Here is an 839-nt window from a genome sequence, read left to right as displayed (position 1 = left end):
CGCCCGCTCTTCCGGATTCAGCGTCGTCTTCTTGTTCCACAACTCTTTAGGCAGCATGGTCATCCCGATGTCAAACAGCAGCGCTCCTACACCTAAGTCAGCTAGCTGGTTGCGGTTATATCCTTTGGCCAGCCCGATAACTCCCGCAAGCACCGCCACATTTACGGAATGGTGGAACAAATATCCGTCAAGTGAATGAAGGTTAGCCAAATTGATAAGGACTTCTTTTCGACCGCTTAAATCCCCTAATATAGTACCAAATACATCCCGAAATGTTTTCCCTATATCAGGGACTGAAGCCCTGCCTTTCACTTTCGGTTGATCCATCAGGCTGGTCATAGTCTTATAGACCGTTTCCACCGCTTTGCGCCGCGTTGTATCGCTAATCACATCTTCAGGTATGATATCATCCGTGTTTTTATCTTCAATATATACCATGTCAATGCCCATACTTTTCAAGCGGTCAATATACCGCTGGCTCAATTCCAGGCCTGCCCCGAGCAGGATGTGTCCCGTTTCCGAAAGGATCGTTTTCGCTATTTTATCTCCCGGCTTTACAGAATTGATGTGTACCTTTTTCACGCGTAAACCCTACTTTCTTGGTCTTTTCCTATAGACATTTGGTACTCTTTTCGAATTTTAACACAGGAATTTAGTTTCATTACAAAAAACATACAGGAAAACTAAATTTAGATAGTAGTACCCATGCCAATATTCATTAACTGAATTTTCCGTCTTTAATTTACAGTATACTATTATGGTAAACCCTTGTATACGAAACCACCATGGCCGATTAGCTGCAAGCCCTGCCATGAATGGTACGAAGGAAAAGAGAGAAG

General features: G+C 43.4%; 1 protein-coding gene. It reads right to left on the bottom strand.

All coding sequences use genetic code 11. The features are described 5' to 3' along the window. A partial coding sequence (locus B2899_RS14885; RefSeq protein ID WP_349679054.1) for an HD domain-containing phosphohydrolase occupies positions 1 to 582 on the bottom strand: 582 nt, incomplete at its 3' end. Positions 583 to 839: the final 257 nt, after the last annotated feature.

The sequence above is a fragment of the Aneurinibacillus sp. UBA3580 genome, from assembly GCF_002375825.1.
In the GTDB taxonomy this organism is placed as follows: domain Bacteria; phylum Bacillota; class Bacilli; order Aneurinibacillales; family Aneurinibacillaceae; genus Aneurinibacillus; species Aneurinibacillus danicus.
The sequence above is the reverse complement of the archived record's forward strand: the minus strand, read 5'-3'. Positions and strand labels throughout refer to the sequence as shown.